Below are 26,104 nucleotides of genomic sequence, written 5' to 3'. Positions count from 1 at the left end.
CACCCGCAACACTCTTTTCGCATCTGCCCAAAACAAAAAAGCGCGTTTCGACGCGACTCAAAAAAGGTGGAACGCAGACATGGCTTTTCTCCAACTCAACGCCTTGAGCAAACGCTACGGCGCCGTCGATGCTGTGGTCGCCACCGACCTTGCAGTGGAAAAAGGCGAGTTCGTTTCCCTGCTCGGCCCATCAGGTTGCGGCAAGACCACCACCCTGCAAATGATCGCCGGGTTTGTCGACGTGAGCGGCGGGCAGATCCTGCTCGACGGCCGCGACATCACCCACGCCAAACCCGCCAGCCGTGGCTTGGGCGTGGTGTTCCAGAGCTACGCACTGTTCCCGCACATGAGCGTGCGCGACAACGTCGCCTTCGGCCTGAAGATGCGCAAAGTGCCGGCCGCCGAGATCGCCAGCAAAGTTAAAACCGTGCTGGAACTGGTGCGCCTGGCCCCACACGCCGAGCGCTACCCGCGCGAGTTGTCCGGCGGCCAGCGCCAACGTGTGGCCCTGGCGCGTGCGCTGGTGATCGAGCCGCCCGTGCTGCTGCTCGATGAGCCACTGTCCAACCTCGATGCCAACCTGCGCGAAGAAATGCAGTTTGAAATCCGCCGCATCCAGTGCGCCGTGGGCATCACCACCTTGATGGTCACCCACGATCAGGCCGAAGCGCTGTCAATCAGCGACCGCGTGGTGGTGATGCAGGCCGGGCGCGTGACCCAGATCGACGCGCCATACACACTTTACGAACACCCACGTACGCGGTTTATCTCGGACTTTGTCGGCAAGGCCAATCTGCTGGCGGGTGACTATGACGAATTCGGCACTCCCCAAGTGCGGCATATCGGCGGCGACGGCGAACTGGTACTGAGCCTGCGCCCGGAAAAAATCCAGCTGGTGGATGCCGGCGCAGGCCGCCTGCAAGGCAAGGTCCTCGACAGCTATTTTTTCGGCAGCCAATGGCTCTACCGCATCCAGACGCCTCTGGGCGAAATCACCGTGGTACGCAGCAACGACGGCAGCGCGCCGCTCGGTTGCGGCGCGGCGGTGGGCCTGGACTGGCACGCCGAATTGCTGCGCGTACTAGCGGCGGATGAGGTGCGCGCATGAGCCGTGGTTATCTGTTGTCGTTGCCGGCCCTGCTGCTGTTCAGCGGCCTGCTGATCCTGCCGCTGTTCATGACCCTGGTGCTGTCGTTCAACGTGTTCGACTACCAGGTGGGCGTGAAGGCCGATGAGTGGACCTTCGCGCATTACCTGTCGTTGTTCAGCGATGCGTACTTCTACGAGATCTTCTGGCGCACCTTCTGGATCAGCGCCTTGGTGACCCTGCTGTGCGTGGTGATCGGCGTACCCGAAGCCTACATCCTCAGCCGTATGGGCACGCCGTGGCGCTCGATCTTTTTGATTTTGATCCTCACGCCGCTGCTGATTTCGGTGGTGGTGCGCGCCTTCGGCTGGAGCTTGTTGCTCGGCGCCGATGGGCTGGTCAACCAAGTCATCCAATTTCTCGGCGGGCGCCCGGTGAAGCTGCTGTACACGCCGTTCGCCGTGGTGATTGCACTGGTGCACGTGATGCTGCCGTTCATGATCATCCCGGTATGGACCTCGCTGCAAAAGCTCGACCCGTCGGCGGAACAGGCGGCGTTGTCGCTGGGCGCCAGCCAGGCCACGGTGATGCGCAAGATCGTGTTGCCGCAAGTGATGCCCGGTGTGCTGTCCGGCACCTTGATCGTGTTCGGCCTGGCTGCCAGTTCGTTTGCGATCCCCGGCCTGCTCGGCGGACGCCGCCTGAAAATGGTCGCCACCGTGGTCTACGACCAGTACCTCTCGGAACTCAACTGGCCCATGGGCGCGACCATTGCGGTGGTGCTGCTGTTGGTCAATTTGCTGATCATGCTGAGCTGGAACCGCATGGTCGAAGGCCGCTACAAAAAGTCCCTGGGGGTTTAAGCACATGTCCAGAAACGGTCCTTTGGCCCTCGGTTTCCATGGTTTGGTGGTGCTGTTCATGATGGCGCCGCTGGTGGTGGTGTGCCTGGTGGCCTTCACCCCGGAAAACACCTTGAGCCTGCCCACCTCGGGCTTTTCCCTGCGCTGGTTTCGGGCAGTGTTCGAGCGTGCCGACTTTATCCAGGCGTTTTACAACAGCCTGATCCTGGCATTTACCGCCGCCACCCTGGCGACCCTGATTGCAGTGCCCGCCGCCTTGGCGATCAGTCGCTATCAGTTCCCGGGGCGCAACTTTTTCAGCGCGTTGTTCCTGTCGCCGATCATCATCCCGCACCTGGTGTTGGGCGTGGCGATGCTGCGCCTGTTTGCGCTGATGGGCGTGAATGGCAGCTTCACCTGGCTGATGCTGGCGCATGTGGTGATCATCACGCCGTATGTGCTGCGCCTGGTGTTGGCGGCGGCCATTGGTATTGATCGCAGTGCCGAGCAAGCCGCCGAGTCGCTCGGTGCCGGGCGTTTTACGCTGTTCCGCCAAATCACCTTACCGATGATTCTGCCGGGCGTGGCCGGCGGCTGGTTGCTGGCGTTCATCAACAGTTTCGATGAAGTGACGCTGTCTATTTTTGTCAGCTCGCCGGCCACGCAAACCCTGCCGGTGCGCATGTACGTGTACGCCACCGAATCCATCGACCCGATGATGGCGGCGGTCTCGGCGCTGGTGATTGCACTCACCGCAGCCACCATGATCCTGCTCGACCGGGTGTATGGCCTGGACCGCGTACTGGTGGGGAAACATTGATGGCCTTGTTCAAACGCTTGGCCGAAACCCGCCGCCCTGCCCTGGCCTTTACCCTCGACGGGCAACCGGCCAGCGGTTTGCTGGGCGACACCTTGCTCACCGCCATATTGACCTGTGCCGAGCACCTGCGCGGCAGCGATTTCAGTGCTGAACGCCGCGCCGGTTTCTGCCTGATGGGCGCGTGCCAGGACTGCTGGGTGCGGCTGGAGGATGGGCGCCGTGTGCGGGCGTGTTCGACGCTGCTGCAAGAGGGCCAGGCGATCAGCCGCGATCCGGGGCGTCAGGCATGAAACCGATCGTGATTGTCGGCGCAGGCCCGGCGGGCATCAGCGCGGCGCGTACCTTGCTGAACCATGGCATCAAGCCGTGCCTGGTGGATGAAAGCCTGCGCGGCGGCGGGCAGATTTACCGGCGCCAACCGGCTAATTTTCAGCGCTCAGCCAAGCAGCTGTATGGCTTTGAGGCGGGCAAGGCTACGGCCGTACACCGCACACTGGATGAGTTGGCGCCGCTGATCGACTACCGGCCCGAAACCCTGGTGTGGAATGCCGAGGACGGGCGCCTGGATATGTTGACTAACGGCCACGCCGAAAGCGTGGAGTACGCGCAGATTATCGTCGCCACCGGCGCCACCGACCGTATTCTGCCGGTGCCCGGCTGGACCTTGCCTGGTGTCTACAGCCTTGGCGCTGCGCAAATCGCGCTGAAATATCAGGGCTGCGCCATCGGCGAGCGCGTGGCGTTGTGTGGCAGCGGGCCGTTGCTGTATCTGGTCGCGTACCAATACGCCAAGGCCGGGGCCAAGGTGGTGGCGGTGCTCGACAGCGCGCCATTCAGTGCCCAGTGCCGTGCATTGCCGGCGCTGCTGGGGCAACCGGCGACCTTGGCCAAAGGTATTTATTACCGTGCCTGGCTCACTGCCCATGGGGTTCGCGTGTATCAGGGCGCGACGCTCCAGCAGATCGACGGCGAGCAACGGGTGCGTGGCATACGCTGGGGCAAGCACGTATTGGAATGCGATGCCGTGGCGTTCGCCCACGCGCTGCGCAGCGAGACGCAACTGGCGGATTTGCTCGGCTGTGAATTTGCCTGGAACAGCTTGAACCGCGCTTGGCTGCCACAGCGCGACAGTGCCGGGCGCAGCAGCGTAAGCGGCGTGTACCTGGCCGGCGACGGTGCCGGGATCATGGGCGCCGACGCTGCGCAAATGGCCGGTGAACGTGCGGCGTTGGCGGTCCTGAAAGACTCAGGCATCGCCATCGATCCGCTTCGCCCAGCGCTGCTTGAGCAGCAACTGGCGGGTATCCAGCGCTTTCGCAATGGCCTGGAAACCGCGTTCCCTTTCCCTGAGCAATGGGCTGCACAGGCGCCGGATGACTTAATCCTGTGCCGCTGCGAAGAAGTCAGCGTCGGCGACGTGCGCGCTGTCGTCGATGAAGGCCACTGGGAAATCAACCGGGTCAAAGCCCACTGCCGGGTCGGCATGGGCCGTTGCCAGGGCCGCATGTGCGGGCTGGCGGCAGCAGAGGTTGTGGCCGAGCGCAGCGGTCGCGCTATACACGAGGTTGGCCGCCTGCGCGGTCAGGCGCCGATCAAACCGCTGCCGTTTGGCGTGCAGGTGCAGCCATGATCGACGTGATCGTGTTGGGCGGCGGCATCGTCGGCGCATCGGCGGCCCTGATGCTCGCGCAAAAAGGCCAGCGTGTGGCCTTGGTGGAACGGGACTTTTGCGGCTCGCACTCCAGCGGCGTGAATTACGGCGGGGTGCGCCGCCAGGGCCGCCCCTTGCATCAACTGCCACTGTCACAACGCGCCCATGAACTGTGGGCCGACTTGCCGGGGTTGATCGGCATCGACGGCGAGTATGTGCGGTCCGGGCATTTGAAACTGGCGCGCAGCCATGCGGATTTCGCCGCGCTGCAAGCCTATGCCGAACAGACCCGTGGTTTTGGCCTGGGCTTGCAGTTGTTGGATTACACCGAACTGCGCGCGCGCTTCCCGTGGGTGGGCGATATCGCGGTGGGCGCCTCACTGTGCCCGGAAGACGGGCATGCCAACCCGCGCCTGGTGTCGCCCGCTTTCGCCCGTGCGGCGCAGCGCCTTGGCGCGGTGGTACACGAGCAGGCCGAAGTGACTCAGATCGACTATGACGGCCAGTGCTTCCAGGTGCGCTGCGGCAATGGCCTGCACCTGCAAGCGCCGTGGTTGCTGAACTGCGCCGGCGCCTGGGCCGGCACGCTCGCCGCGCAATTTGGCGAGCCGGTGCCGATTACCTCGGCACACCCGGCGATGCTGGTGACCGAGCCGCTGCCGGTGGTGATGAACGTGAGCACCGGCGTTGAAGGCGGCGGGATTTATGCGCGCCAAGTCGCGCGTGGCAACTGCATCCTCGGCGGCGGCCGTGGTTTTGCCCTGGGCCCGCTGACAGCGCGCCCCGGGCAAGCGGCGGTATTGGAGATTCTGCGCAATGCCGGCGAGCTGTACCCGTTTCTCAAGGGTGCCCAGGCGATTCGTACCTGGAGCGGCACCGAAGGTTACTTACCCGATCATGAACCGGTGATCGGCCCCAGCAGCACCCAACCTGGCCTGCTCCACGGTTTCGGCTTTGCCGGCGCCGGGTTCCAGCTCGGCCCCGCCGTCGGTGAAGCCCTGGCAGAGATCGTCTGCACAGGCGCCAGCCGCCAACCCATCGAAGCGTTTTCCATTCGTCGTTTCCAAGCCTGAGAGGAAAAACATCCATGAACCCACGTATCGCGCTGTCCTGCTTGTCCCTCGCCTTGCTCACCGCCACCGCTCATGCCGCACCGACGCTGTACCTGGGCATGAACGGCGGCACCATGGAACGGGTGTACGCCGACAAGGTGCTGCCCGCGTTCGAGAAGGCCAATAACGTCAAGGTGGTGATTGTGCCCGGCACCTCGTCGGACATCCTCGCCAAGGTCCAGGCCAATAAAGACAACCCGCAGATGCACGTGATGTTCCTCGACGACGGCATCATGTACCGCGCCATTTCCATGGGCCTGTGCGACAAACTCGCACCCAACCCGACCCTGGACCAGATCCCGGCCAAGGCCAAGATCAAGGATGAAGCGGTCGCCGTGACCCTGGGCGTCACGGGCTTGGGCTACAACGCCAAGATGTTCAAGGAAAAAGGCTGGGCCGCGCCCACCTCATGGATGGACCTGGCCGATCCTCGATTCAAAGACAAAGTGGTGTTCCAATCGCTGGCCTCTTCCACCTTCGGCCTGCACGGTTTCTTGATGTTCAACCGCATCCAGGGCGGCTCCGAAACCAACGTGGAGCCAGGCTTCAAGGCCTGGCCAAAGACCATCGGCCCCAACGTGCTGGAATACATCGCCAGCTCCGCGAAGATCTCCGAGATGGTGCAGACCGACGAAGCGGCGATCTTCCCGCTCACCCCAACCCAGGTCACCACCCAGCAATTGCTCGGCATTCCAATGGAGTATGCACAGCCCAAGGAAGGTGCAGTGGTGCTCAACGTGGCCGAGTGTGTAATTGCGCGTAACGACCAGCCGGAACTGGCGCAGAAACTCGCGGCCTTTTTGCTGACGGCAGAGGCCCAGGCGCCGGCGCTGGAAGAAGGCGACCAGATCCCGTCGAACCCGACCACGCCGACCACCGACAAAACCCGCGCACGGGTGGAGGCGATGCAAGGGTATTTGCAGACGGCGATTTCGATTGATTGGGACCAGGTTAACCAGGCGCGGCCAGAGTGGAATGCGCGCTGGAGTCGCTCGATCGAGCGTTAGCGGGTAGGCGTGGCCTGCTCCCGCGTGACTGCGCGGGAGTTACTGGCAGCGAATGTCTGCCAGTTTCAGCCGCATCGTTTGATAGCGGTAAGTGTTCAATAACAGTATTCCCAAAAGTGGAAACGCAACCCCCAATACGTAGCCCAGCGCGTGGGGCCGGTATTGAATAGTCGGTGTCACCACCACCAGGCACAGGACAAAATAGCCCGCCTGCAACCCCGTGGAACAAACGCGCCCGCGGGCCAGCATCGAATGGCCGACGCCAGAAAAAATCATCAAGCCCAGCACAAGAGCAACGGAGCAAGCGGTTTGCATCGCAGGGCCAAGGCAGCGCAAATAGGTGGTGCTCGCCAGGAAGGCAGCCGTTGCGCCTGACAGCAGGCTCACAACCACCATCAGCATAAATTCAGGCAGGAACCGGGTAAGACGGTTTGCAGTTGACTCCCTCACGCTACAGCGCCCCCTGGCCATCAAGGCCGCACGTGCAAAAGCGATGAGGGTAAATGAGTCATGCCCAGCGAGGGTATAGGACACGTCTCATTTTCCAGTGCGCAAAGTTATCTGCTCTAGCCGCGGGCCACTGGTTCGGTCAACTGTGTGAGCTGGCTCCCACAGAAAAGCAGATATTCGGTGTTTTCTATGCGCCTTAACGCGTGGCCATCGCAGCCAGTTCTTCGCGGCTACGGCTGATGGCTGCACCGGCATTGAGCAAATCCGTGACCGCCGCTGCACCGCCCTCCTCACTGATGCCGCGACATGCCGGCAAATGCAGCACCACTTCCAGGCCAGCCCTGAGCAGTTGCAGGGCGGTGGTCTTGACGCAGAAATCCAGGGCCAGGCCGCCCACGATCACGCGGCGCACGCTATGGGCCTTGAGGTACTCGATAACCCCGGTGGACAGCTTGTCGTGCAGGTCGTGGTAACAAGCGCCATAGGGATGCAGGTCGGGTTCGACGCCCTTCCAGATGAAGTAGTCGTAGTCATACGGGGTGGGTAATTCATCGAGCAAGGTGAAGCCTTCGGTGCCCGGCACACAATGGCTGAGCCAGGTGAGGTCGGCGTGCTCAAGGCCAGTGGGTTGCAGCATGTCGCCGGGTTGCGTGACCACCCACGGGGCGTGCGGGGTATGTGCGTCTTTGCTGCCGACACGGTAGGCGGCAAGACTGGCCATGTAGTTGAGTTCGGCACCGATCTGGTCGCCGCCGGCCACCGGCAGTTCATTGGGGCACAACGGCGTGAAACTCTTTTGAGGGTCGACGTCGAACGAGGCAATGGCAGTTTTCGATAGGGTCATGGCGGCACTCCTGTGAGGTGCAGGTAAAAGTAGACATGAGGGACTGCTACCTCCACAAACACTTTGTTTACTTTTTTGATCACAGCGTTGCCGTCCAAGAAGCTCAAAGATCAAAGGTGGGAGCTGGCTTGCCTGCGATAGCGGTGGGTCTGGCAGCAAGCCTGCGACTGATAGACCGCCATCGTAGGCAAGCCAGCTCCCACACTGGATCTAGTTCATCCAGTTACCACCATCGACGTTGTAAGTCTGGGCCACGATGTAATCGGCGTCTTTGGAGGCCAAAAAAATCGCCATGCCGGTCAAATCCTCAGCTGTACCCATCCGCCCGAACGGCACTTCGGCCCCAACCCGCTGCTTCTTCTCGCCAGGCGCCAGCCCTTCATGCTTGGCAAACAGTGCATCCACGCCATCCCAATGCTCGCCGTCGACCACGCCGGGTGCGATGGCATTCACGTTGATGCCCTGCTTGATCAGGTTCAAACCCGCCGACTGCGTAAGGCTGATCACCGCCGCCTTGGTTGCGCAATACACCGCCACCAGCGGCTCGCCGCGCCGCCCGGCCTGGCTGGCCATGTTGATGATCTTGCCGCCGTGGCCCTGGCTGATCATCTGCTTGGCCGCCGTCTGCAAGGTGAACAGCGTGCCGGCGACGTTGATAGAGAACAGCCGCTCAAAGCTGTCACGGCTGATGTCGACGATGGGCGCCAAGTCGAACAGCGCGGCGTTGTTGATCAGGATATCGAGCTTGCCGGCCTGGGCCACCACGGCGCTAATCGCAGCGTCGATAGAGGCTTGGTCGGTGACGTCCATCGCGACCGCGTAAGCCTGTGGGCCCAGCTCGGCCGCTGTGGCCTGGGCGCGTTGCAGGTTGATATCAGCAATGGCAACTGTGGCGCCTTCAGCGATGTAAGCCTGGGCAAAGGCGCGGCCGATACCGCGCGCCGATCCGGTGATCAGCGCGCTTTTACCTTCAAGTCGGTTCATAAAGAAGTCCTGTTATTTAGGGTAACCGGCGCGTTTCATTTCGCGTTCGGTGGTGGACTGAGCTTCAAGCAAGGCCTGGTCAACTGTCATGCCGCCGGTGAGCGCCGCCGAAAACAGCTTGCCCACCGAGGTGCCGATGGCCTGGAATTCCGGGATGGTCACGTACTGGATACCCACATACGGCACCGGCTGGGCCGACGGGTGCGCAGGGTCGGCGTGCTTCATCATCTCCAGCGTTACCTGGGCAAACGGCGCGGCCTTCAGGTATGCCTCGCTGTAGGTGGACTGGCGGGTGCCCGGCGGTACGTTGGTGATGCCTTCTTTATCAGCGACCAGCTGGATGTAGTCCTTGGAGGTGGCCCAGGCAATAAAGGCCTTGGCGGCGTCTTTGTGCTTGGACGTGGCCGGGATCGCCAGGGACCAGGCGTACAGCCAGGAGGAGCCTTTGTCGGTGACTTCGGTCGGGGCAGCGGCAAACCCAACGCTGTCGGCCACTTTGCTCTGGGTTTTGTCGGTGGTGAACGAGCCGGCGACGCTGGCATCCACCCAGATTGCGCACTTGCCGCTGTTGAACAGCGCCAGGGTTTCGTTGAAGCCGTTACTGGACACGCCCGGCGGGCCGTAGTTTTTCAGGGTGTTGACGTAATAGTTGGCGGCGGCTGTCCACTCAGGGCTGGTCAGCTGCGCCTTCCACTGTGGGTCGAACCAGCGTGCGCCAAACGCGTTGGCCATGGTGCTCAACAAGGCGATGTTCTCGCCCCAACCGGCTTTGCCACGCAGGCACATGCCGTATTGGTCTTGGTCTTTTACCGTGAGTTTGGCCGCAAACTCACCGAGCTGAGTCCAGGTCGGGTGCGCAGGCATGCTCAGCCCCGCTTGCTTGAACAAGTCGGTGCGGTAGTAGGTAACGGTGCTTTCGCCATAAAACGGCAGCGCATACAGGGTGTTGTTCACCGACAAACCCTGGCGCACGGAAGGGAAAATATCCTCGGCGTCATAGTTGGCAGGCAGTTCGGTCAGCGGCTCCAGCCAGTGTTTGGCGCCCCACAATGGCGTCTCGTAGGTGCCGATGGTCAGCACATCGAACTGCCCGCCCTGGGTGGCGATATCGGTGGTGAGGCGTTGGCGCAGCACGTTTTCTTCGAGCACCACCCAATTGAGCTTGATGTCCGGGTGCTGCTGCTCGAACACTTTGGACAAGCGCTGCATGCGGATCATGTCACTGTTATTGACCGTGGCGATGGTCACGGTGTCGGCGGCGTAGCTGGGCATGGCCAGCGCCAGGCCAGTCAGCAGGAACAGCGCGTGTGGGAGCTTGAGCATGGCGGTATCCACCTGTTGTTTTTGTTGTTGAGCACCGATTACAGCAGCTTGGCCAGGCCCTCACAAACGAATGGCGAATGCACGACTGATACTTTTTTAACCCGCGCTTGAAAGTCAAAAAAGTATCAGCGCCGGGCGAAACCGGGGGTAGCGCACTGATTGCCAGTGCGCGTATTTTGAAGCCATCGCCCCCCTACAAGAGGCATCAGCATGCCCGTCAGCCGCGCCCAATTGTTCGAACACCGCCCCGCCGAACTCGAAGTGATCCTGCCCGAGCCGGACCACTGTTTTCGTTGGTTCGAACATGACTACCCGTATGACCTGGCACGCTGGAACCATCACCCCGAGTTTGAGATTCACCTGATCCGCCAGGGCAGCGGCAAGTTGGTGGCGGGCGACTACATTGGTGCGTTCAGCGCCGGGCATGTGGCGTTGATCGGCCCGGACCTGCCCCACGATTGGATCGGCGACCAGGCTCCCGGCGAATACCTGAATGGCCGCGACGTGGTGCTGCAATTCGACGGCGCCGCCCTGCTCGCCCTACGCAAAACCCTGCCGGAACTTGGCGACTTGCAGCCGCTGTTCGAACAGGCCCGGCGCGGCCTGGAATTCACCGGCGAGACCGCTGTGCAGGCAGCCGGGTTGTTGGAAGCCATCGGCAACGCCCACGGCCTGCAGCGGTTGATCCTGTTCCTGCGACTGCTCGACACGCTTAAAAATGCACCGCAAGCGCAGGTAAAGGCGTTGGCCAGCCCCTGCTATGCGCCCACCCTGGATGCACGCAGCGCCGAACGCATCAACAAAGCCTTCGATTACCTGATGCGCGAGCTGACCGGCGACTTGCGCCTCTCGGTCATCGCCCAGCAACTGCAGATGAGCGAACCGGGCTTCTCGCGCTTCTTCAAACGCAACACCGGCCACGGTTTTATCGACCTGATGCGCAAGTTCCGCGTGCAACGCGCCTGCCGCCTGTTGCTGCAAAGCGACATGTCGGTGGCAGACATTTGCTTTGAAGTGGGCTACGCCAATTTGTCCAACTTCAACCGGCACTTTCGCATCGAGATGCACCAGACGCCGAGCGAGTATCGGCGCGAAACCGCGATGCATTTATACAAACGTATCGAGAAATTGACACCCAGCCAATTTTGACCAAAAGGTCGACTAATCCCTGTTTTTTCCATACTGCTCAACCCTTTGAGCAAAGTTGGTACGCCACGTGCAAACGTTTGCGGAACGAACTTGGCCACCAAGTTCATCACTACCCGCAGAAACGGGTTCAAACCGCGTAAGAATAGGGATTTTCAATGCACCTCACCTCAAGGCGTCCCGCTTGTTTTGGTGTTTCCTTGCTACTGGCCGCCGTTACGGGAGTACTCAGCGCACCCATTTTGGCGCAGCAAAAACCCGTAGATGACTCAGCACAGGGCGAAACCCTCAGCCCTGAAACCAAAAGCCCCGACGCCAGCCCGACAAAAAAAGGCGTGTATATGTCGGAATGGTTCAACCAGGACCTTACCCTGATCGGCAGCAAAGACATCAGCTTCGGCCCCAAGCCGCAGGACGATGTGTACCTGGAGTACGAGTACTTCGGCCGCAAAGGCCCGTTCGAGCTGTATGGCTACATCGACGTGCCGAAAATCCTCGGCATCGGTAACAGTAATGACAAAGGCGCGTGGGACCATGGCTCGCCGGTATTTATGGAGCATGAGCCGCGTATCTCCATCGACTACCTGGCCGGCCGCAGTCTGGCCATCGGCCCGTTCAAGGAATGGTATGTAGCCTTTGACTGGATCTACGACCACGGCAGCAACAAGTCCAACCGCGCCAACACCTTGTACAGCGGCCTGGGCACCGACATCGAGACCCATTCGCGGGTCAACCTGTCGGCCAACTTCTATGGGCGTTACCAATGGGAAAACTACGGCGCGAGCAATGAATACTCGTGGGACGGCTACCGTGCGCAAATGAAGTACATCGTGCCCATCAGCAGTTTCGATAACGGTGCCTCGCTGACTTATATCGGCTTTACCAACTACGATTTCGGCTCGGACTTGCACAAGGACAACCCGGCGCGCACCGCCAACTCACTGGTGGCAACCAACGTGCTGCTGTACTCGTTCACCCACTTGCGCTTCACCCTGGTCGGCCGTTACTTCCACAACGGTGGCAACTGGGAGGATGGCAGCGAGCTGAACTTCGGTGAGGGCAACTTCCGCGCCCGCTCGGATGGCTGGGGTTACTACGCCGGTGTCGGTTACCAATTCTGATCAAGGAGCTATAGATGAACATGCTTACCCGTCTCTCGATGGCCATCGGCCTGGCCTTTTTGCCCCACGTGGTGCTGGCGGATGCTGCGGCGCCGATCAAACCCAAAGTGATGCTGATCACCATGTTCGCCCCCGAGGCGCAAACCTGGATCGACCGCCTGGAACTCAAGCAGGAAGTCCGCGTGCCAGGCCTGTCAGCCGAATACCCGGTGATCCGCTGCAACACCCAGGACGTGTGCCTGCTGGTGACCGGCATGGGCCAGACCAACGCCGCCGCGTCCACGCTGGCCCTGGCATTGTCGCCCAAGTTTGACCTGCGCCAGAGCTACTTCCTGATTGCCGGGATCGCCGGCATCAGCCCTAAACACGGGACCATCGGCACCGCAGCCTGGGCGCATTACCTGGTGGAGTTCGGCACCCAGTGGGAGCTGGATTCGCGCGATGCACCTAAAGACTGGCCAACCGGTTACATCGGCATCAACACCAAAGGCCCCAACGAGAAACCACCGTTGGACTACAAGACCGAAGTATTCGAGCTGAACCCCAAGTTGCAGGCCAAGGCGTTTGCCCTGTCGCAAAAGGTTGAACTGAGCGAAAGCAAGGAGTCCAGCGCCTGGCGTAAACACTACCCCGCCGCACCGGCCAACCAGCCGCCGCAAGTCACGCGTTGCGACACACTGGCGGGTAACACCTGGTTCTCCGGCACACGCTTGAGCGAACGCGCCGAGGTCTGGACCAAGTTGCTCACCGACAACAAAGGCGAGTACTGCACCACCCAGCAGGAAGACAACTCCACCTATGAAGCCTTGCTGCGCGCCAGCCGTGAAGGGTTGGTGGATATTCAGCGCTTGGCCGTGGTACGTGCCGGCTCTGATTTCGACCGGCCGTATCCGGGTTACAGCGAAGTGGACAACTTGCTGAAGTACGCGGACCAGGGCGGGTTTGTACCGGCACTGGAGAACCTGTACCGCACGGGCAATCCGCTGGTACAGGCGATCCTGAAGAACTGGTCGGCCTGGGAAAAAGGCGTCCCTGAAGCCTAGTGCAGATAGATCGTTCCCACGCTCCGCGTGGGAATGCCGCCCCGGACGCTCTGCGTCCCGCCGTAGATGGCGCAAGGTGACGCGGAGCGTCACAGGATGCATTCCCACGCAGAGCGTGGGAACGATCTTAAACGTCCGACCGAGAACACACTCGAGCCTGGTGAAGATCAAAATGTGGGAGCTGGCTTGCCTGCGATAGCAGTGGATCAGTCAATCATTCTCTGACTGACAGACCGCCATCGCAGCGATGCGGCGACCCGACAAGCCAGCTCCCACATTCAGGCCGCGGGGTGGGCCACATTCAGCGCCTTGTCGACCAGCAGTTGCACGCCTTCCAGCATCCGGCAGATACCCAGCGCGACATTGCGTTGCGAACCCTCGATTTCAAACGCCAGGTGGTTGGCGATATCACTGATGGAAGCCAGATCCTGGGAAGCATTGACCAGCAAGGTTTCCGTACCCAAGTCTGCGCGCACGGTGAAGATGCCTTCGCTGGATTCAGGAATGGGTTTGCCGGGGTTGAGATAGTGGTTGATCGCGCGGTAGGCGACTTCGTGCAGGGTGCTGGTGTCGTAGTCTTGATGGACTGGGGGGTTGGGGCTGTCTTTGATCATGGTGGAACTCCGTCGACAAGTGAAGCTGCCAACGCTCGCGGTCAAGCGAGGATAAGGTGGCAGCTGTACGCGGGTTGACCGACCGGTTGTCAACGAACCCGGCATACCCAAAGGTATCCCGCGCACAACTGCCGCGACACAATACCTCAGGCATAAAAAAAACGCCTGAGGTTGGTACAGGGCGTAGCGATTCGTTAACAAGTCGGACGGTCAAATCCGGCCGCTGAATTGGCAGCGACGGCAGTGAGGTTAGTCAGCCGGCTTCCGAGCGACAACCTGAAACCTTTGTGGGAAACGTCCGATCAAGAACAGCCCTCAAACCTGGTGAAGATCAAAATGTGGGAGCTGGCTTGCCTGCGATGGCGGTCTGTCAGTCAGAGAGTTATTGACTGATCCACCGCTATCGCAGGCAAGCCAGCTCCCACACTTTTTAACCGCATTAAGGCAGGAAGATGATCTTGTCCGCGCTGCCCTTGTTCACTTCCTCGTAACACTGCACCCCATCTGCCAACGCCACTTCACGCAAGCCTGTCGGCAACGGCAGCGAACCCTCATCAAAAAACCGCCCAAACTGCTCCAGCATCACCGCGCACTGCTCGCAGTTGTAGAGCAATGAATTGATGCCCACCACCGAGCCGCCCTTGCGATACAACGCCAGGGCCGGCAGTTGCACATGCCCATCGACCGGCGCCGCGATGATTGCGATGCGGCCGAACGCGGCTAACCCTGCGACAGCCGCGGGCAGCCAGAAACCGGTAGTGTCGAAGATCACATCGGCACCGCCCTTGAACACCGCATTCACCTGCCCTCCCAATGCGTCCGGTTGGCCCAGGGCAATCGCGTCAAAGCCCTGCGCCTGCAACGCCTCGACCTGATCCGCTTTGCGCACCGCCGCCAGCACCTGCGCACCGCGAATTTTCGCCAGCGCCAACGCCGCGCTGCCTACAGCGCCGTTGGCGCCAATCACCAGCAGCCGCGTGCCTTTGCCGACACCGCTGCGCTCCAGCGCATCCCAAGCGGTGGTGTACGGCACGCCAAGACTGGCAGCCTGGGCAAAACTCAAATGTGTCGGTTTATGCGCGACGCCTTTCGCCGACACCGTGAGGTATTGCGCGTGGGAGCCGTCGGCAAAAAAACCGAGGTCACGGCCGGTGCCCCACACCGCCTGGCCAACCAGTTCCTGGGGGCCTTCCACCACCACACCGGCAAAGTCCCGGCCTGGAATACGCGGCAATGTCGTGTAGGGAAACCGCCCAAGTACGTTTTTAACGTCGCTGGGGTTCAAACCCGCCGCTTTAACCTGGACCAACACTTCACCGGCGGCCGGCAGCGGCTTGGCGACTTCAACGAGACTGAGGGCGGCGAGGTCGCCGGTGGCGGAAAATTGCAGTGCGTTCATGGCCAATATCCATCGAAGGGTAAAAAGGAATCAGGACAACCAACCGCTGACCAGCTCACGCCCCATGGGCCAGAGCCTCTCGCCGATCAACATACCCATCAAGCCCACGAGGGCAATGGCGGGCGGCGCGGGCGAGCGAAAGTCCAGGGCACCATAGATCACGCCGACAAACAGGCCGATGGCGAGGGAAATGAGGTAGTTCATAGGGTTTACGCCGGGTGGGTTGATGCGCCCAGTGTAGTGAGCCCATTCCCGAAGCATCGGCCAAGTGCTTCAGGATTTCGGCCAAAGCCTCAACCGACGTATTGCGACGGCGCCACACCGAGTTCACGGCGGAACATATCGCTGAAGCTGCTCGGCGAATAGCCCAAAGAGCGGGCAATGACGCTCACCGACTGGCCCTGGATCAACTCCGCCACCGCCGTAGCGAGTTGCACCTGACGGCGCCACTCGGCAAAGCCCATACCGAGGTGGTTCTGAAACAACCGCGCCAGCGTGCGCACACTGGCACCCGCCGCCTCGGCATGTTGCTCAAAGGGAATTTCCAGCGAGGGCGCCGCCATCACTGCTTGGCAGGCATTGATCAACCGGCGGTCCGCCCCCAGTGGCATGGCGATGCGGATCTGCGAGCGGCGCGCGCGTTGCAGCTCCAACAGCGCCAGGCCGACCACGGCGTCGTAATAGGCTGTGTCACCGTTATCGCCTTGATCGACCAGCGTGACAATCAGCTCACGCAGCAGCCCGCCGACTTCAATCACTTGCACCTGGCTGTCCAGCGTCGCCGCCAAGACTGGGCGCAGGTAGATATTGCGCATCTGCAAGTCTGAGACCACACGAATCCCGTGCTCCACACCCGGTGGCAACCACACGGCGCGCTGCGGCGGCACCACCAAAGCTTCGCGCGGTGTTTCAACCCACATCACCCCGCTCATTGCGTAGAGCAACTGGCCCCAGTCGTGGCTGTGTGGCTCCACATACAACCCACGCGGGTAGGTCCGCGCCAGCGGTTGCACGGGGACGGCATGATCAGTGAGGTCGGGAGGCGCGGCCAGGGCCATGAAGAGCATATCAATCAAGGGTGAGCGGCCATGGTAATGACCGCCACCCGATAAGCCGAGAGGATTTTTAGCCTTTGGCGGACTTGGCGCACTCGCAGCCCGTCGGCGAGGCACACGGCTCGCCATGCGCATGGTGCTCGGCACAGCCTTGGCAGCAATAGCCCTTGCCGTCTTTCATCACCGCATTAGCACCCAGTACGCAATTGCAATGTGGGCAGGCACAGTTTTCGTTAGCCATGTTCAGACTCCTTTTGCATGGTCGTCCAGGTGCAACGGGCGCCGCACCTTAAGCAGTGACTATAGGCAAGGTTTCAAGGTTCACCGCCGTTAATCGGGCAGGCGGCTATTGCTGCGATACATGAACACCAGCGCCAATGCCAACAGCAGCATCGCCACCACGCGGCTGCCCGACAGCTCGATGGCCGGGTTGCCCAGCCAGCCGAAGTTATCGATCAGCATGCCCATGCCCAACTGCCCGACGATCACCGCCACCGTGGCCACCGCCGTCCCCACCACGGGCACCGCGCCGACCATGACCATCATGTACACCACGCCGAACAAGGCACCGGTCAACTGCCATTTGGGCACATCCAGCAAGCTCACGGCCTGTGCGGGCTCGAAGAAGAAAATCAACAACGCCGTGCTGATTGCGCCCACCGCAAAGGTCAGCAAACTGCTGCGCAACACGCCAACCGTCTGGCCCAGGCGCCCATTGATCGCGGCTTGCACACTCAGCACCGCACCGGCGGCAATCACCAGTACCAATAACAGAATCAGATTCATCGCCTTAACCTCGTGCAATCAGAACAAGTGCCGCCACAATCAACGCCAAAGCTATCCAGCGTTCGCCATTGACACGCTTGCGCGCGGTGCCGAACCAGCCGAAATGGTCGATCAGCACGCTCTTGCCGACTTGGCCCGAGAGAATCGCGATCATGGTCATGGCGATACCGATATGCGGCGTGGCCAAAGTCAGCACCACCACGTACATCGGCCCCAAAAAGCCGCCGATCAACTGCCAGCGCGGCAGGTCGGTGAGTGCCGGGCCTTTTTGCGGGCCGCTGAACAGCAATAGTAAAAACAGAATCGCCGTACCGACGCCAAAGATGCTCAACGTCGCCCACAAATGCCCGACCTGTACACCTAATGGCCCGAGCAAACCGGCCTCAACCGACAGGCCCATGCCCGCCAGAATCACCAGCGGCAGCAAGAGCAAGCGCAAAAGGTTTTTTTTCGGCCTGGCCTGCGCCACGCCCTCGATGGAACTTGCCTGCATACATCACCTGCGCATCAATAAAGGAAACATGGCGCGCATTATCCGGTGGCCGTGCTGTGCGATAAATGGGAGCATGCGGATAACACCTTTGCGCATTACGCACAGCCTGGAGCCACGATGCAGGGTTTGAATGAACTGAGTTTCAAGGCATTGCGCCTGTTTGTAGCCGTGCTGGATCACGGCAGTTTTTCCGAAGTAGCGCGCCGTGAAGGGCTGGCGCCCTCCTCTATCTCGCGGCAAATCCAATTGATGGAACAGGCGCTCGGCCAGCAATTGCTCTACCGCCACACACGTGCGGTCAGCCCTACTGAAGCCGGGCGCCTGCTGGGGCGCCATGCACGCTTGATGCTGGAACAGCTGGAGGCCGCCGGCCAAGCCCTGCAGGAGCAAGAGAGCGAACCCAGCGGGCTGGTGCGCATCAACGCACCGATGGTGTTTGGCCAACGCCACCTGTCACCGTGGCTGGGCGAGTTGTGCCGCCGCTACCCCAAACTGCAACTGGATATCCAGCAAACCGACACCTACGTCGATCCTCTGCAAGACGGCACCGACCTGCTGTTTCGCATCGGCGTGCTTAACGACTCCAGCATGCAAGCGCGCATCTTCGCACCCCAGCGTTTTCGCCTCGCCGCCAGCCCCGCCTACCTGGCCCGACATGGCACGCCACGCCACCCCGAAGAACTGGCCAACCATCACTGCCTGGCCTACAAAGGCATCACCGGCCAGCAGCGCTGGTTCTTTCGCCGCGACCAGGGCGACTGGACGCCCTACAGCGTCAAAGGTCCGATCACCGGCAACCACGCCGACACGCTCACCCATGCGGCGGAGCAAGGCCTGGGGCTGGTGGTGTTTCCGTCCTGGCTGATCGGCGAAGGCTTGCGTGCCGGCACCTTGCAGGCGGTACTCACGGAGTACGACGTGGCGACCACGCTGGAGCCGCAGCAGATTGCCGCGCTATGGCCGGGCAGCCGGCGGCTGTCGCTGAAGGTACGCACGGTGATTGATTATTTTGTGGAGTGTTTTGGGGCGGTGCCCTATTGGGATCGGTGAGCCCGCACCTCACACCGGATAAGCCTTGAAAGGTAAAAATTCCTCGTGGGAAAAGTAGGCCTAGTCTGATTTTTTGCGCCACTATTTTCAGCCGCCGTATGCCAGGCCAGACTCAGGCTACTTCCCCACAGGAGAGACGCCATGAAAGCGCGGCGCCACGGCATAACGGATCCATTAGACCCAGCGAAAGCTCACGCCTCTAAGCTGGCTCATCAGGCCAGTACCGGCCAAATAATCATTATCACCAAGAACGGATGTGCGCTTGCCCAGCCCGTGAAGGCTGGGCAACACCGGGGGCAAAGAATTGGCGTAATGAAGGGAAAACTGACTGTCCCGGACGACTTTGATGCGCCATTGCCTGACGAGGTGCTGGATACGTTCCAGAAGGGTTTGACCTGAAACTCCGATCAAAACAACCACTGCCCTATCAACCACGCATTTGCACCACTGATCAGCGCAAACAGAAACCACGCCAGTAGCCGCGTGGGCAAGCGGTTAACGAATGGCCCCATCAGTTGCTTGTCGTCCGTCATGCGGATCAGCGGGTACAACGCGAATGGCAGCTGCAGGCTGAGCACCACCTGGCTCAGAATCAGCAGTTTGCCAATGGCATCGTCGCCCATCAGCCACACCCCGAGGAACGCCGGGATCAGCGCCAGCCCGCGCGTGATCAGGCGTCGCTGCCAGCACGGAATGCGCAGGTTGAGGTAGCCCTCCATGATCACTTGCCCGGCGATGGTGCCGGTAAAGGTCGAACTCTGCCCCGAGGCCAGCAACGCGATGCCGAACAGGATGCTGGCAAATGCACCGCCCACCAAGGGGTCGAGCAGGTGATAGGCGTCCTGGATTTCGACCACCTCGGTGTGACCGGTCTTGTAGAACGCGGCGGCGGCCAGCACCAGGATCGCGGCATTGACCAGCAAGGCCAAGGCCAGGGAGCCGATGGTGTCGATACGCGCCAGCTTGACCGCGTCCTGTTTGCTGGCGAGGTCTTTGCCGATCAGGCGGGTTTGCACAATGGAGGTGTGCAGGTAGAGGTTATGCGGCATCACCGTGGCGCCAAGGATGCCGATAGCCAGGTACAACGGCGCTGCATCGCTGATGGCCGCCAGTGATGGAGTAAAGCCGCTGAGTACATCCGGCCAGTAGGGTTTGATCAACACCAGCTCGATAAAAAAGCACACGCCGATGGTTGCAACGAGCGCCAGCATGATCGCCTCAAGACGTCGGAAGCCGCGGTTTTGCAGGGCCAGGATCAATAGTGTGTCGAACGCGGTGATGACGATACCGGTGGTCAGCGATACGCCGAGCAACAAGTGAAACGCCAAGGCGCAACCGAGCACTTCAGCCAGGTCGGTGGCGATGATCGATATTTCCGCCAGCACCCATTGCGTGCGCGCGGAGCGTTTGCTGTAGCGCTCACGGCACAGTTGCGCGAGGTCTTTGCCGGTGGCGATGCCCAGGCGCGAGCATAGGCATTGCACCGCCATCCCGGCGAGGCTGGCCAGCAGCACGACGAATAGCAGGCTGTAGCCGTAACGAGAACCGGCTTCGATGGCGGTAGCCCAGTTGCCGGGGTCCATGTAGCCGATGGAGATCAACAGGCCGGGGCCGGCAAACATCAGCGCCCGTTTAAAAAACGAGGCCTTGGGGTCGACGATAACGGAGCCGGCCACTTCTGGCGGGCAGAATGGGGCAGTGGCGATTTTCGGCAGGCTGAATTTCACGCGGTATCCCAGGCAAACACACAAGTCAGAGCCGCAGCTTATCAGTCCGACGCGACCGTGCGCATCACCGTCTCCCTAGGCAGGTCGAACGCCTCGACGACTTGTACCACCAAGTCCATTTCCTGGTTCAACGCTTCGCGCTCCATGCGTTGGCGAATCACGCCAATCACCAAGACTGCCAAGGTGGTGATCGAGTACGCCGGGCCGGAAAACGCACGCACGCCCGTCACCAGCAGCATCGCCGCCGCCAGCGCCTGGCCCACCACCGGAATTGCCGTGGCCGCGCCGCGGCGCAGCATAAACCCGGTGAGGCCCGCCAACGCCGTGCCGCTCAGGGCGGTGGTGGCCGAACGGCCGAGGTCAATGCGATGGAACAAACCCTGTTCTTTTTGCGCGGCGGCCTTGAGTTCGGCGTCGAAGGCCTGGCGGTCGGCGCTGCTGAGTTTTTCCTTGTACTGCTCAATCAGTTTTTCCGCGACCTGTGCCTCGATGTCCGCCAGCACCACGGTTTCAAGCGGCTCATCGAACTTGATACCCAGCCGTTGTGCGACATCTTCGGCGATCTGGCGATAACTCACGCCATGGCCACGGGCGAGGTTCATAAAGCTGTCACCGCCCATGCGTTGCAATTCAATAGCCAGTTTCAACGGTTCACGCACGTCGGCGTCGATCGAGGCACTGCGTTTTTGCGCCATCAACTCAGCCAGAAACTTAAGCTCCTCCGGGCGTGCCTGCACCAAGGCCGGGAACAGTTCCACGTCCTCCTCGGCAAACCGCACTTCGCTGCTACGCAGGTCGGCGCGGATCAGGCCACGCCGTTCCTGTAACAGGTCGGTGTACTGCACCACCGTTTTTAGCTGCGGCCAGTAGGCGGCGTGGTCGAAGGTGGCCAGGTGCACATTGGTAACCTTGGCCTTGAGCGCGGGCGTGACGTCGATCGCATACCGGCCTATGCAACGTTCGATGTCCGGCTTTATCGCCAGCGCCCAGTCCTTGCTGGAGTAGCAGTTGATCACGCGGCCCTTGAGCGGGGCCGTCACTTCATCCCAGGGGCTGGACGTACTGATGGCGCCGCCCATCAGCAACACATTGTTGAGCGGCAATTGGCGGGCGACCTCGGGGCTGGCCAGCAGACTCTTGACCAGGATACGCGCGCCGAGGGAATGCCCGATCAGGTTGATGCGCCGCACGGGCAGCGCTTCGCCGTGCAGGTAATGGGCAAGCTCTGGCAACAACGTCTTGGCCACTTCATCGACACGCGCCTCGACACTTTTGTAATGGTCGAGAAAGTAGGCAATCGCACGGCCCACACCTACCGTTGCCGCGCCCAGGCCGCCACCGCCCAGCAGCGCGGTGATCACATCCTTGACCGGTGCAAACAGGTTTTCCAGAAAATGCCCTGCCGGCCAGAACAGCATCAGGTTGGTTGAGCCTTCGATGCTTGCCAGTTGTTGCGTGAAGTTGCCCAGTTGCTGGCGGTTGAAGAACGCCGAGTAACCGTGAACATAGAGATTGAGCACATCCCCTTGAGGCTCGCCGCACAACAGGAACGTGGGCTTGCGGGTGCGGTGCATTTCATCCCACTGGTGCTGCATGGGCCGATGACTCCTGGTGACGGTGGGCGGCGATAGTACCAAAGCAGGGCCGCCTGCAAGGTGAATCCTGACCAGCGTGTGAGTTTTTCAGAACAACGACACGGCCTTTGACTTGGCCAGGTAGCGCGCCGGGGAATCGCCCAGGTGCCGGCGAAACAACGCGGTGAAGGCGCTGGGGCTGCTGAAGCCCAATGCAAATGCGACCTCGGTGATCGAGGCGCCGTGGCTGAGTTGCGCAGTGGCCTCCAGCAGGCAGACTTGCTGGCGCCAGGCCACGAAGGTCATCCCGGTGGCTTCCTGGAAATGACGGGTAAAGGTGCGCCGACTCATGCTCGACCAACCCGCCATTTGATCGAGTGACACGGTTTGCGCCGGCGCGTCCAGAAAGCGCTGGCAAGCGCTCGCCAAGCGCGGTTCAGCGGGCAACGGCGCACTGAGGGGCAACGCCGGCAGTGTGCCGATTTCGTCGATCAACAGCGTCAATACGCAGTGCCGCCGCACCTCGGACGTTGCCGGTGAACCCGCCGCCAACGCCGCTTCCAAAAGATGCCTGAGCAGTGGCGACACCTCGAACACCTGGCAGTGGCCCTGCAACCCCGCGCGCTCGGCCGCTTGAGCATCGAGGTAGGTATTGAGCATCACCACATCGCCGCGCATGTGCATTTCATGGGCAATGCCACCGGGCACCCAAATGGCCCGCTGCGGCGGCACCACCCAATTACCCAAGTCGGTGAACATTCTTAACGCGCCGGTGGAGGCATAGGCAAACTGGCCGCGCGGGTGCGTGTGCCGGGCAAACACACTGCCGGACGGGTATTCACGCAGGGTCACGAGCGCTTCGGGGTCGTTGTCGTCAAAGGTCGGAATCATGGCCCGATCTTGTCAAAGTATGACCTGACATAGCAAGCGGGCCATGCGCCCGAGTTTTAATATTCACCCCCTTTGAAGCAACGGGTTCAAAGGAACGTCCATGCACAAGAAACACCTGGCACTTGCTCTGTTGGTCACGCTGGCCTGGGGGCTGAATTTCCCCATCACCAAGCTGGGCTTGCGGGCCATCGACCCATTTGTACTCACCGGCCTGCGCTTTGCCCTCGCCGCCTTGCCGTGGGTGTTCTTCATCAAGCGCCCCGCCGTGCCATTCGGTTATGTGGCGGCCTATGGCGTAATCTTCGGCTTGGGCATGTGGGGTGTGATCAACTATGGCATCCAGCTTGGGGTGAGCCCTGGGATTGCCTCCTTGCTCATCCAGCTCAGCGTGTTTTTCACCCTGGGTTGGGGCTGTGTGTTGTTCAAGGAAAAAATTCGCGGCGCGCAGTGGCTCGGCGCTTTTCTCGCCCTGCTTGGACTAACCGGGATCATCGCCAACCAGCAAGGCGAACACGCCGTGCTCGGCGTGCTGATGATTGTGTTCAGTGCACTGGCGTGGAGCATTGGCAACGTCCTCATCAAGACCTCCGGGGTTAAAGAAATCTTTTCGTTCATGGTGTGGGCCAGCCTGTTTCCGCCAATCCCGCTGTTCCTGATGGCTTGGTGGGTGCACGGCAATGCAGCATTCGTAAACCTCCACCCCCACCTCGACCGCACCGCCGTTTGGTCGCTGGTGTTTCAGGTTTACCTGGCCACGCACTTTGCCTACTGGGGCTGGAACACCTTGCTCAAGGCATACCCAGTGTCCACGGTAGCGCCGCTGTCGCTGTTGATTCCGGTGTTCGGCATTGCCAGTTCGATGTTGATACTGGGCGAGCGCGTTGGCGGCGCGAACCTGGTCTTTATCGCAGTGATTATCAGCGGCTTGGCAGTTGGGCTTTATCGCAAACCGATTGTGCATACCAGTAGATAGTCATGGCAAAAATTCAGGATTTTGTTCGTGTATTCGATCTATTAGCCTTCGTCGGGTCTTGTACTCAACCGAGGAAATACCATGAGCATGCCCGAATTTTTCGTCACCCCAGGCTATGGCGACACAATGCGCGAACGCCTGCACTATTCCCAAGCAGTGAAAATCGGCAACCGCGTAGAAACGTCAGGCCAGGGCGGCTGGGACAATGAGTTGCAGATCCCCGCCGACCTCAGTGAAGAAATCGCCCAGGCCTTTCACAACCTGGACCGCACCCTGGCCACCGCCGGCGCGGGTTGGGAGCATGTGATTCACATAAACTCCTACCATGTCGGTGGGTTTGCACCTGAGGTCAACGAAGCAATGGTGCAGCAATACCGGCGCTACATGCCCCACCATGCGCCGATCTGGACGCAAGTCGGCGTCGAGGCCCTGGGACTGCCAGCCATGCGCGTGGAAATACGCGTAACCGCGATTATTCCCTGACCCCGAACGTGCGGATCACCCACTCGGTAAACACCTTGAGCCGCGCACTCTGATGACGGTTGGGTGGGTAAAGGATATGCAAAGGCGTGGCCGGGCGTGACCAACCGGGCAGCACCTCAACCAACTGGCCGGTGTCGAGGTAGTACTGCACGATCGACTTGAAGTGCTGCCCCACACCCAGGCCCGCGAGCAGCATTTCCTTGAGACCGTTGCCTTCGTTAGTCGAAAAGGCGCAGTCGTTGACCTCGATACGTTGCTGGCCCTGCTCAAAAATCAGCGGCTCCGGCTTGCCCGACCCAGCAAAAAAATACCCGGCCCTGAGGTGGTTGTTTACAAGGTCTTCGGGCGAATCCGGCAAGCCACGGCGCGCCACATAACTGGGTGCCGCACAGGTCAGGTATTCAAGGTCGGCGACCTTGCGCCCGATCATCGCCATGTCTTCCAGCTTGCCGGCACGAATCACACAATCGGCACCCTCCCCGACGATATTCACCGCACGGTCGCTGATGCCCAAGGCGATGGTGATATCAGGGTACTCACGATGAAAGTCCACCAGCGCCGGAATCAATAGGCAATTGGCAAACGAGGCCGGTGCATCCACGCGCAGGTGCCCGCCGGGCTTAAGGATCTGCCCGCGTGCGGCGCTGTCCACTTCATCCAGCTCAGCCACCAGCCGTCGCGCATGGCGGTAATACTCCAACCCTTCAAGCGTGGGCGCCAGTGCGCGCGTGGTTCGGTGCATCAGCTGGGTGCCCAGGTGTTTTTCCAAGTCAGTGATGAGTTTGCTGACGGTAGAGCGTGGCAGCGCCAACTGGTCGGATGCGCGGCTGAATGAACCGGTGTCGATAACACGGACGAAGGCGCGCATGGCCAGGAGCTGGTTCATTGGAGTGGTCCACTGTGACTTAGTGAGCGAAGTTGTCGATCTTGACCTGGCCATCCGGGAACGTCGCGATGATTTCCAACTCGCCGCCCATCGCCCGGATATAGTCCCGCAGCGTGCTGATGTACATGTCGGTACGCCGCTCCATCTTGGAAACCGCCGCCTGGTTGATATTCAATGCCTTGGCCAGGCTTTCCTGGCTCAGCTGTTGGGCTTTGCGCAGCTCGTGCAGGGGCATTTCCTTGAGATGCTGGCGGAACAGTTGCTCGGCCTCGGCACGCGACTCTGGGGTCATGCGCGCTTGAAGTTCAGCGAATTTTTTAGCCATGGTGACGGGCCTCTCTACGCAATGTTTGCAAATGGATGTCGTACACATTTTCCGCCAAGGGCACATGCACCTCGTACCACCTGGGGTGTGCGGCTTTATCGCCGCCGATCAGCAGGACGGCGCAGCGCCTGGGATCAAATGCATACAGCACTCGATAGGGCCGGCCGGCATGCCGGACCCGCAGTTCCCGCAGGTTGCCATGCCGGGAGCCCTTGATATCACTGGTGTGGGGGAAGCCCAGGCCCGGCCCTAAAAGCCCCAGCAGATCAACGCTGGCGGACACAGAGACTTGCTCCTTTACGCCCAGCTCATCCCACCATTCTGCGAATTCATCCGTGTATTCAACGTCCCAGTCCATGCGAATATGCCACCTAAGGAATATAAACTCAAGGGCATACTTTAGATTCAGACAAGGCAG

General features: G+C 60.9%; 31 protein-coding genes. 14 read left to right on the top strand and 17 right to left on the bottom strand.

What is annotated here, in order from left to right; translation table 11 throughout:
* Positions 1-79 precede the first annotated feature (79 nt).
* From P5706_RS13750 to P5706_RS13720, 7 genes are read left to right on the top strand one after another with little or no spacing between them, the layout of a single operon-like run.
* Positions 80-1,108 (top strand): ABC transporter ATP-binding protein, encoded by a 1,029-nt coding sequence (locus P5706_RS13750; protein WP_285679557.1) that lies wholly within the window; start codon positions 80-82, stop codon positions 1,106-1,108.
* Complete coding sequence (locus P5706_RS13745; RefSeq protein ID WP_069787205.1) at positions 1,105-1,950, top strand: ABC transporter permease; 846 nt, start codon at positions 1,105-1,107, stop codon at positions 1,948-1,950. The genes P5706_RS13750 and P5706_RS13745 overlap by 4 nt, the downstream gene beginning before the upstream one ends.
* Before the next feature lie 4 nt (positions 1,951-1,954).
* Positions 1,955-2,749, top strand: coding sequence for an ABC transporter permease (locus tag P5706_RS13740; RefSeq protein ID WP_065932095.1), 795 nt, complete (start codon positions 1,955-1,957; stop codon positions 2,747-2,749).
* Positions 2,749-3,039 (top strand): (2Fe-2S)-binding protein, encoded by a 291-nt coding sequence (locus tag P5706_RS13735; RefSeq protein ID WP_058420067.1) that lies wholly within the window; start codon positions 2,749-2,751, stop codon positions 3,037-3,039. The genes P5706_RS13740 and P5706_RS13735 overlap by 1 nt, the downstream gene beginning before the upstream one ends.
* Positions 3,036-4,379: an FAD/NAD(P)-dependent oxidoreductase gene (locus P5706_RS13730; RefSeq protein WP_285679556.1), complete on the top strand. Its 1,344-nt coding sequence runs from the start codon at positions 3,036-3,038 to the stop codon at positions 4,377-4,379. The genes P5706_RS13735 and P5706_RS13730 overlap by 4 nt, the downstream gene beginning before the upstream one ends.
* The gene (locus P5706_RS13725) at positions 4,376-5,473 is read left to right on the top strand and encodes an NAD(P)/FAD-dependent oxidoreductase (RefSeq protein WP_285679555.1); all 1,098 of its coding nucleotides are present in this window, start codon (positions 4,376-4,378) and stop codon (positions 5,471-5,473) included. The genes P5706_RS13730 and P5706_RS13725 overlap by 4 nt, the downstream gene beginning before the upstream one ends.
* A 14-nt stretch (positions 5,474-5,487) precedes the next feature.
* Positions 5,488-6,519, top strand: a complete 1,032-nt coding sequence (locus tag P5706_RS13720; RefSeq protein ID WP_200433708.1) for an ABC transporter substrate-binding protein — start codon at positions 5,488-5,490, stop codon at positions 6,517-6,519.
* A gap of 39 nt (positions 6,520-6,558) precedes the next feature.
* Here P5706_RS13720 and P5706_RS13715 read toward each other — a convergent pair whose 3' ends face one another.
* The 4 genes from P5706_RS13715 to P5706_RS13700 all read right to left on the bottom strand — a co-directional run bounded on the left by P5706_RS13715 (position 6,559) and on the right by P5706_RS13700 (position 10,069).
* On the bottom strand, positions 6,559-7,053 hold the full coding sequence (locus tag P5706_RS13715; protein WP_200433707.1) for a hypothetical protein: 495 nt from the start codon (positions 7,051-7,053) through the stop codon (positions 6,559-6,561).
* Between the two features lie 112 nt (positions 7,054-7,165).
* Positions 7,166-7,813 carry a nicotinamidase gene (locus P5706_RS13710; RefSeq protein ID WP_285679554.1) on the bottom strand — a complete coding sequence of 216 codons (648 nt, stop codon included), beginning with the start codon at positions 7,811-7,813 and terminating at the stop codon, positions 7,166-7,168.
* Between the two features lie 210 nt (positions 7,814-8,023).
* Positions 8,024-8,797: an L-iditol 2-dehydrogenase gene (locus tag P5706_RS13705; protein WP_285679553.1), complete on the bottom strand. Its 774-nt coding sequence runs from the start codon at positions 8,795-8,797 to the stop codon at positions 8,024-8,026.
* A 12-nt stretch (positions 8,798-8,809) separates the two neighbouring features.
* Positions 8,810-10,069, bottom strand: a complete 1,260-nt coding sequence (locus P5706_RS13700; protein WP_425540595.1) for an ABC transporter substrate-binding protein — start codon at positions 10,067-10,069, stop codon at positions 8,810-8,812.
* A 261-nt stretch (positions 10,070-10,330) separates the two neighbouring features.
* Here P5706_RS13700 and P5706_RS13695 point away from each other — a divergent pair, with 261 nt between their 5' ends.
* From P5706_RS13695 to P5706_RS13685, 3 genes are all read left to right on the top strand, one after another.
* Complete coding sequence (locus P5706_RS13695) at positions 10,331-11,269, top strand: AraC family transcriptional regulator (RefSeq protein ID WP_285679552.1); 939 nt, start codon at positions 10,331-10,333, stop codon at positions 11,267-11,269.
* A 155-nt stretch (positions 11,270-11,424) separates the two neighbouring features.
* The gene (locus tag P5706_RS13690; protein WP_200433702.1) at positions 11,425-12,387 is read left to right on the top strand and encodes a nucleoside-specific channel-forming protein Tsx; all 963 of its coding nucleotides are present in this window, start codon (positions 11,425-11,427) and stop codon (positions 12,385-12,387) included.
* 14 nt (positions 12,388-12,401) lie between these two features.
* On the top strand, positions 12,402-13,430 hold the full coding sequence (locus P5706_RS13685; protein ID WP_017139613.1) for a purine-nucleoside phosphorylase: 1,029 nt from the start codon (positions 12,402-12,404) through the stop codon (positions 13,428-13,430).
* Positions 13,431-13,708: 278 nt separating this feature from the next.
* On the opposite strand, the gene P5706_RS13680 is transcribed toward P5706_RS13685, so the two are convergent.
* The 7 genes from P5706_RS13680 to P5706_RS13650 all read right to left on the bottom strand — a co-directional run bounded on the left by P5706_RS13680 (position 13,709) and on the right by P5706_RS13650 (position 17,777).
* Entirely contained in the window at positions 13,709-14,044 is a 336-nt protein-coding gene (locus tag P5706_RS13680) for a DUF6124 family protein (protein WP_285679551.1), read from the bottom strand.
* Positions 14,045-14,483: 439 nt separating this feature from the next.
* Complete coding sequence (locus P5706_RS13675) at positions 14,484-15,443, bottom strand: quinone oxidoreductase family protein (RefSeq protein ID WP_285679550.1); 960 nt, start codon at positions 15,441-15,443, stop codon at positions 14,484-14,486.
* Between the two features lie 30 nt (positions 15,444-15,473).
* On the bottom strand, positions 15,474-15,647 hold the full coding sequence (locus tag P5706_RS13670; RefSeq protein WP_285679549.1) for a DUF1427 family protein: 174 nt from the start codon (positions 15,645-15,647) through the stop codon (positions 15,474-15,476).
* Between the two features lie 89 nt (positions 15,648-15,736).
* Positions 15,737-16,501 (bottom strand): AraC family transcriptional regulator, encoded by a 765-nt coding sequence (locus P5706_RS13665; protein ID WP_285682726.1) that lies wholly within the window; start codon positions 16,499-16,501, stop codon positions 15,737-15,739.
* A 67-nt stretch (positions 16,502-16,568) separates the two neighbouring features.
* Complete coding sequence (locus tag P5706_RS13660) at positions 16,569-16,739, bottom strand: metallothionein (RefSeq protein ID WP_200433699.1); 171 nt, start codon at positions 16,737-16,739, stop codon at positions 16,569-16,571.
* A gap of 89 nt (positions 16,740-16,828) precedes the next feature.
* Positions 16,829-17,284: a DMT family transporter gene (locus P5706_RS13655; RefSeq protein WP_285679548.1), complete on the bottom strand. Its 456-nt coding sequence runs from the start codon at positions 17,282-17,284 to the stop codon at positions 16,829-16,831.
* A 4-nt stretch (positions 17,285-17,288) separates the two neighbouring features.
* Positions 17,289-17,777, bottom strand: a complete 489-nt coding sequence (locus P5706_RS13650; RefSeq protein WP_056859391.1) for a DMT family transporter — start codon at positions 17,775-17,777, stop codon at positions 17,289-17,291.
* 117 nt (positions 17,778-17,894) lie between these two features.
* On the opposite strand from P5706_RS13650, the gene P5706_RS13645 reads away from it, so the two are divergent.
* Positions 17,895-18,827 (top strand): LysR family transcriptional regulator, encoded by a 933-nt coding sequence (locus P5706_RS13645; RefSeq protein WP_285679547.1) that lies wholly within the window; start codon positions 17,895-17,897, stop codon positions 18,825-18,827.
* A gap of 141 nt (positions 18,828-18,968) precedes the next feature.
* The gene (locus P5706_RS13640; protein ID WP_200433696.1) at positions 18,969-19,226 is read left to right on the top strand and encodes a type II toxin-antitoxin system Phd/YefM family antitoxin; all 258 of its coding nucleotides are present in this window, start codon (positions 18,969-18,971) and stop codon (positions 19,224-19,226) included.
* Positions 19,227-19,234: 8 nt separating this feature from the next.
* On the opposite strand, the gene P5706_RS13635 is transcribed toward P5706_RS13640, so the two are convergent.
* From P5706_RS13635 to P5706_RS13625, 3 genes are all read right to left on the bottom strand, one after another.
* A complete protein-coding gene (locus P5706_RS13635) occupies positions 19,235-20,554 on the bottom strand; it encodes an Nramp family divalent metal transporter (protein WP_017139624.1) in 1,320 nt (439 codons plus the stop codon).
* Between the two features lie 41 nt (positions 20,555-20,595).
* The gene (locus P5706_RS13630; RefSeq protein WP_285679546.1) at positions 20,596-22,149 is read right to left on the bottom strand and encodes a DUF726 domain-containing protein; all 1,554 of its coding nucleotides are present in this window, start codon (positions 22,147-22,149) and stop codon (positions 20,596-20,598) included.
* An 87-nt stretch (positions 22,150-22,236) separates the two neighbouring features.
* On the bottom strand, positions 22,237-23,019 hold the full coding sequence (locus P5706_RS13625) for an AraC family transcriptional regulator (protein ID WP_285679545.1): 783 nt from the start codon (positions 23,017-23,019) through the stop codon (positions 22,237-22,239).
* Positions 23,020-23,119: 100 nt separating this feature from the next.
* On the opposite strand from P5706_RS13625, the gene P5706_RS13620 reads away from it, so the two are divergent.
* Together P5706_RS13620 and P5706_RS13615 are read left to right on the top strand one after the other, a co-directional pair.
* A complete protein-coding gene (locus P5706_RS13620; RefSeq protein WP_285679544.1) occupies positions 23,120-23,992 on the top strand; it encodes an EamA family transporter in 873 nt (290 codons plus the stop codon).
* A gap of 81 nt (positions 23,993-24,073) precedes the next feature.
* Positions 24,074-24,475, top strand: a complete 402-nt coding sequence (locus P5706_RS13615) for a RidA family protein (protein ID WP_285679543.1) — start codon at positions 24,074-24,076, stop codon at positions 24,473-24,475.
* Here P5706_RS13615 and P5706_RS13610 read toward each other — a convergent pair.
* Genes P5706_RS13610 through P5706_RS13600 form a run of 3 tightly spaced genes read right to left on the bottom strand, consistent with a single transcriptional unit; the run spans position 24,465 to position 26,044 of the window.
* Positions 24,465-25,361 (bottom strand): LysR family transcriptional regulator, encoded by an 897-nt coding sequence (locus P5706_RS13610; RefSeq protein ID WP_285679542.1) that lies wholly within the window; start codon positions 25,359-25,361, stop codon positions 24,465-24,467. The two genes, P5706_RS13615 and P5706_RS13610, sit on opposite strands and share 11 nt — an antisense overlap.
* A 19-nt stretch (positions 25,362-25,380) precedes the next feature.
* A complete protein-coding gene (locus P5706_RS13605) occupies positions 25,381-25,686 on the bottom strand; it encodes an XRE family transcriptional regulator (protein WP_200433691.1) in 306 nt (101 codons plus the stop codon).
* The gene (locus P5706_RS13600) at positions 25,679-26,044 is read right to left on the bottom strand and encodes a type II toxin-antitoxin system RelE/ParE family toxin (RefSeq protein WP_285679541.1); all 366 of its coding nucleotides are present in this window, start codon (positions 26,042-26,044) and stop codon (positions 25,679-25,681) included. The genes P5706_RS13605 and P5706_RS13600 overlap by 8 nt, the downstream gene beginning before the upstream one ends.
* Positions 26,045-26,104 lie beyond the last annotated feature (60 nt).

The sequence above is a fragment of the Pseudomonas sp. ChxA genome, assembly GCF_030263855.1.
GTDB lineage: Bacteria > Pseudomonadota > Gammaproteobacteria > Pseudomonadales > Pseudomonadaceae > Aquipseudomonas > Aquipseudomonas fluorescens_CB.
The sequence above is the reverse complement of the archived record's forward strand: the minus strand, read 5'-3'. Positions and strand labels throughout refer to the sequence as shown.